The organism is Candidatus Schekmanbacteria bacterium (genome assembly GCA_003695725.1).
Lineage (GTDB): Bacteria > Schekmanbacteria > GWA2-38-11 > GWA2-38-11 > J061 > J061.
In genome coordinates this window covers 1-5332 of sequence record RFHX01000312.1, presented here as the reverse complement: position 1 = coordinate 5332, position 5332 = coordinate 1, and the positions used below count along the sequence as shown (strand labels likewise).

Genomic DNA, 5332 nt, shown 5'->3' with positions numbered 1-5332 from the left:
GGAAAATGTATGGATGGAGAGGCAAAGTTTTAAGAGTTAATCTATCAACGAATGAAATAAAAGAAGAAGAGCTCGATCCAAAGGTGGCAAGGGATTATTTAGGAGGGAGAGGATTGGGAATTTATTATCTAAACAAGGAGTTAGATCCAAAAACAGATCCCTATGCACCTGAAAATATAATGATAATGGCTGTGGGTCCCCTTACCGGGACGAGAATTCCTACTGGCAGCCGCTATATGATAATGACTAAGTCGCCTCTTACAGGTTCAATTACTTGCTCAAATTCAGGCGGAAAATTTCCAAAAGAGATGAAACTATCAGGATACGATGCTTTTATATTTACAGGGAAATCTGAAAAGCCGGTATATCTTTGGGTTGATAATGGGAAGTGTGAACTTCGGTCTGCAGAGCATTTATGGGGCAAAAGAGTTAGTGAAACTACAGAAATCTTATATAAGGAAACAGATCCTAATGCAAAGGTTGCCTGTATCGGTCCTGCAGGCGAAAGATTAGTGCGATTTGCGGCTGTTATCAATGATAAAGACCGTTCTGCCGCTCGTTCTGGTGTTGGCGCTGTTATGGGATCGAAAAACCTGAAAGCTATAGTTGTTAGAGGCACTTCTCCTGTTCCAATATATGATGAAGAGGAATTCAAAAAACTCAAGACGGAATCAATCAACAAATTTAGAGAAGCTAACAAGGGCACCACACCTATCCTTAGACAGTATGGCACTTCATATGCAGTAGGATCGAATCAGAAAATAGGAATTCTTCCTACAAAGAATTTTCAATTTGGTCAATTTGACAATTGGGAAAAGGTTTGTGCTGAAACAATGGTTAAAAAGTATCTTCAAAAACCAAAATTTTGCGCAGATTGTCCGATCGGCTGTGGAAGAGGAACAAAGGTTACAGACCCGGGTTTTGAGGGTGAAGGAGAGGGACCCGAGTATGAAACAATCTATGCTTTTGGGCCTGATTGTATGAACGACAATCTTGCAGCAGTCCTTAAAGCAAATTATATCTGTAATGACCTTGGGATGGATACTATCTCTATGGGTTCTGCAATTGCCTGTGCAATGGAGCTTTATGAAAGAGGTTATGTCTCAGAGGAGGATATTGGCAAACCTTTACGCTGGGGGGATGCAAAAGCGATTGTCGAATTTACAGAAAAAACCGGTTATAGAGAGGGTTTTGGCGACATCTTGGCAGAGGGCAGTTACAGAATGGCTGAACAATATGGTCATCCTGAGCTTGCTATGGTATCTAAAAAACAGGATTTAGCCGGTTACCATCCTCAGGGTATTCAAGGATTGGCACTTGCCTATGCAACTTCCCCAATTGGGGGTTCCCATATGCGGGCTCAAACTGCCTATTTCGAAGTATTTGGCGTTCCCACATTGGTTGACCCACAGGATTGGAAAACAAAACCCCGCTTGGTCAAGATTCATCAGGAGATGTCTGCTATTACTGATTCAACAGGCGTATGCTACTTTTTTGCAATCCGTTATTATGTAACGCCTGAACTCGAAGTCGTACCTGAAGGTTTTTGCAAAATACTGAATGCTGTAACAGGCGCAGGATATACTGTTGATGAAGTACAAAAGGCAGGAGAGAGAATTTTTAATGCAGAGAGATTGTTTATGGTGAATGCAGGTTTTTCAAGAAAAGATGATTCTTTGCCAGAGAGACTTACGAAGAATCCGATGCCCGAAGGTCCGGCGAAAGGATTGGTTGTCCATCTTGATGAGATGTTGGATGAATATTATAAACTTCGCGGTTGGGATGAGAATGGCATTCCCACAGATGAAAAACTGAAAGAATTAGGATTGAAAGACAACTAATAGGGTTTTTTGAAAAAATATGAAAATAAGGGTAGAGTTATTTGCAAATCTAATAAAATATGCACCGGAAGGGAAAAAGAAATTTACGATTGAATTGAATAATGGTTCAACTGTTGGAGATTTATTCGAGTATCTCAATATTCCGGAGGAAGAGCGCAAAATAGTGATAATCAATGGCAGACATAGCCAGAATGACACGGTTATTGAAGATGGTGCTGAAGTGGTGATTATGACTCCCGTTGAAGGAGGTTGATTAAGTTTTCCCCTTTGGGATTTTGATTAAAAAATCAGGCAATAAACATCTTTCGGCAGAAAATAATGATTGCCAAAATTGTTGAAAGCGAAGCTTGTTCGCGCTGTGGCTTATGTGTTGCTGCCTGTCCTGAGGGCGCAATAGAGTTAGACGATTCTTGCCAACCACAAGTTAACGAGAATTGCACATCTTGCGGTATTTGCCTCGAGGTTTGTCCTAGAAATGAGTTTTGTTTCTCATCCATAAAGGATTTTGTGAAAAAACAAAATAAGCCTCATAATGAAGAAGAGCTTTTGGGTCCTTTTTGTCGAATATTGCTTGGCCGCTCTACGGACGAGGAAATACTTGATAGGGCTTACAGCGGAGGAGTAACGACAACTCTTTTATGTTATCTTTTGGGAAAAGGTGAAATCGACAATGCATTGCTTACAAGTTGTGAACATCCCAAGAATCAGTTTTGTGGTCATCCGATTCCTTTCAATGCCAAAACTCGAGATGAAATCATATCCTGTGCAGATACGAAACCTTGTGTAAATCCCATATTGGCAAAACTTCCTGCAGATGGCGATAAGTCAGCCATTGTTGGCGTACCCTGCCATATTCAAGGAATAAGGAAAGCAATGTGGCTTGCAGAATATGGAGATAAATCTAAAGAGATATGCAAAAGGCTGACTGAGAACATTAAATATGTAATAGGGTTGAATTGTTTTTTCTCGTTCAGGAAAAATGGAGTCGATGAGCTTCTTGCAAAAGTTAATAGGCAGGAGGAAGAGTTGAGCAAATTTTATAATTGGAAAGGAAAATCTGTTGCGCGATTAAAAGATGGCAGTGAAATCGATGATTTTGGCAAAATGGGTGATTTCTCTGTAGCAAATATTGGATGTCTATGTTGTTATCCTTCATATTCTGCAAAACTTGCTGATATAACATTTGGAAAGTGTATGAGTGAAGAGTGGGGATGGAACGATATCATTACAAGAAGTGAAGAAACTGATACAATAATTTCAGAAATGGAAAAAGAGGGACTGATAAAGGTCAAGAATGTCGATATGGGGAAAAGTGAATTATTAGAGGCGCTTCTCGAAGCCAATGTTTTTGAGGTTGATTCTATTGGATATGGCAGATACCTTGACACTGGCGAATTTGAATCTGCTCCACCTTCAGGACAAATGATGCTCGAACAGGGAAAGGAGAGTTCAATAAAAGGTGTAAACAGAATTCGCCTTATTCAAGCAGTTAAGAGGGATGCCTTCTATAAGATTGTTAAGTCTGAAAGAGAGAAGAGAGGAATATTTAATCCACTTTTTCAGGACAAATAAATGAGGGGAGGGAGGCAAATGATTCTATTAGCAGGTGCAGCAGGCCAGCTTGGAAGTGCTGTGTATAGGGTTTTAAGAAAAGAATATGGTACTGATTTTAGATGTATTGATATCAAATCGGACAAGTTGGAAGCATATAAACAGGAGGGAGTGGAAACATTTGCTATTGATTTGGCAAAGGGGGAAGGACTTGATGAGCCGTTAAAAGGCGTAAAAGCTGTTATAAGTGTAGTTGGACTTCAGAAAGAGACTCCAGAACTTACATATATGGATGTTGATTATGGAGCCAATAAGAATCTTCTCGATGCATCGATAAAAGAAGGTGTTGAACATTTTAGTTATGTCAGTGCTCTGCAAACAGCAAAAGATGCTCCTCGAAAAGTGCACAGGGCAAAATGGCTTATGGAAGAAGAGCTTAGAAAAAGCCCTATAAAATATACGATTTTTAGGCCATCCGGTTTTTTTACAGATTTTATCTATTATTTTGGCAAAAAATGTAAGGAAGAAGATACTTTTACAATAATCGGCGACGGCAATATGAAGATACAGCCAATTAATATTGATGAATTGGCTTACTGCCTCGTAAAAGCTCATCAAACTCCTGCGGCATACAATAAAGTATTTCCTGTGGGAGGGCCGGAAGTCATAACATTGAATGAGCTGATTGAGTTTTATGCAATGTTTTTTAATAAGGAGATTAAGATAAGACATATCCCAATGTGGTTAATGAAGTTTTTAGCAACAATTACATTCAATAAGTTGATTTCAAAAGATTTTTTAGTGCGTCTTGAAACAGACAGTGTTTGCGATATTAGTGAAATCAAAGAAGCATTCCAAATAGAGTTTACTTCGCTTAAAGATTACATACGAAACTTTGATTGGTCAAAAGTCTAAGAAATCTTATTGAAAGATTTAAGATGACGCATTTTTAAGACTAAACAGCTAAGCATAATTCCTATTGAATCTATCATCACATCTGTATAAGTGCCATGTCTTCCTCTCACAAATGACTGATGTATTTCATCACTGGCTGCCAAAGATAGAGAAACAATAAAAACTGTCATTATTGAATAGCTCAAGCGGAGGTCTTTCTTTTCTTTGAAGTAATTGCTCTTCCATATGGCGTTGAAAATAAGTAAGCTCAAAACAGCAAATTCAAATATATGAGCACATTTTCTCAAGAGAAAATCATATGCCAAACCTGAATTGAGATTAGGTTGATGCGAGAGATAAAACATAATGCTATACCAAAGAATGACAGGTCCCCAAAGAAGAATTACACTCTGTTTTTTGTCTTCAGTTTTCATTATCTATGACTTTTTGAGAGTCAACTAAATTCGAGACAGTTTTATATTTTTTATAGTAGAATTCCTTCATTTTGGAATTTCCTGCCTTCGAATAAATAATATAAAGGTTAAAGATAGAAGTTAGATTTTGTGGTTTTATTTCAAGGATTTCTTTGAAGATTTTTTCTGCTTCCTTAATTCTTCCTGCTTTTCGCAATGAAATACCTAATGCCGCCATAATTTTTATGTCATTAGGATAGGTTTTTAGATATTTATTGAATGATTCTATGGAGTTATTCCATTTTGATAGTGTTTGGTAGCAATATCCAAGTCGTGCATAAAAGAATGGATTTATTTTGGCGGCATTTTCATAATAGAAAGCCGCTTTCTCATAATCGGCTTTGTTTTCTTCGATTTCGCCGAGATGAAAGAAACAATCTGCACAGTTTTTGTTTTTTTGTAATAATGCCAAAAATGTTCTTGTAGCATTTTCCCAATCGCCTCTCTTTTTGTATTTTAGAGCATCATCAAATGATGGATTTTTTGCAAGGATAAAGGTCTCTAAAAGTATGATTAGTATGAAAGAGCAGACTAATATTATTTTCTTCTTATAGTGTTTCATCTTTTTTTCTG

General features: G+C 37.8%; 6 protein-coding genes. 4 read left to right on the top strand and 2 right to left on the bottom strand.

The genetic code is table 11. The features are described from left to right. Nucleotides 1–5: 5 nt before the first annotated feature. The 4 genes from D6734_11715 (at nt 6) to D6734_11700 (ending at nt 4307) form a co-directional block, all read left to right on the top strand. On the top strand, nt 6–1841 hold the full coding sequence (locus tag D6734_11715) for an aldehyde ferredoxin oxidoreductase (protein ID RMF92712.1): 1836 nt from the start codon (nt 6–8) through the stop codon (nt 1839–1841). Nucleotides 1842–1860: 19 nt separating this feature from the next. After that, nucleotides 1861–2094 (top strand): MoaD/ThiS family protein, encoded by a 234-nt coding sequence (locus D6734_11710; GenBank protein ID RMF92711.1) that lies wholly within the window; start codon nt 1861–1863, stop codon nt 2092–2094. A gap of 65 nt (nt 2095–2159) precedes the next feature. Beyond that, a complete protein-coding gene (locus D6734_11705; protein ID RMF92710.1) occupies nt 2160–3413 on the top strand; it encodes a hypothetical protein in 1254 nt (417 codons plus the stop codon). Continuing rightward, nucleotides 3414–4307 carry an NAD-dependent epimerase/dehydratase family protein gene (locus tag D6734_11700; protein RMF92709.1) on the top strand — a complete coding sequence of 298 codons (894 nt, stop codon included), beginning with the start codon at nt 3414–3416 and terminating at the stop codon, nt 4305–4307. On the opposite strand, the gene D6734_11695 is transcribed toward D6734_11700, so the two are convergent. Next, complete coding sequence (locus D6734_11695; protein RMF92708.1) at nt 4304–4720, bottom strand: hypothetical protein; 417 nt, start codon at nt 4718–4720, stop codon at nt 4304–4306. The genes D6734_11700 and D6734_11695 overlap by 4 nt on opposite strands. Next, nucleotides 4710–5332, bottom strand: a 623-nt coding sequence (locus D6734_11690; GenBank protein RMF92707.1) for a hypothetical protein, incomplete at its 5' end; no start/stop codon positions are given. The genes D6734_11695 and D6734_11690, both read right to left, overlap by 11 nt.

What these genes read in the sequence shown, in the direction of transcription:
- D6734_11695 (RMF92708.1), bottom strand. Translation starts at nt 4,720, where the DNA reads ATGAAAACTGAAGACAAAAAACAGAGTGTAATTCTTCTTTGGGGACCT.
- D6734_11710 (RMF92711.1), top strand. Translation starts at nt 1,861, where the DNA reads ATGAAAATAAGGGTAGAGTTATTTGCAAATCTAATAAAATATGCACCG.
- D6734_11705 (RMF92710.1), top strand. Translation starts at nt 2,160, where the DNA reads ATGATTGCCAAAATTGTTGAAAGCGAAGCTTGTTCGCGCTGTGGCTTA.
- D6734_11700 (RMF92709.1), top strand. Translation starts at nt 3,414, where the DNA reads ATGAGGGGAGGGAGGCAAATGATTCTATTAGCAGGTGCAGCAGGCCAG.
- D6734_11715 (RMF92712.1), top strand. Translation starts at nt 6, where the DNA reads ATGTATGGATGGAGAGGCAAAGTTTTAAGAGTTAATCTATCAACGAAT.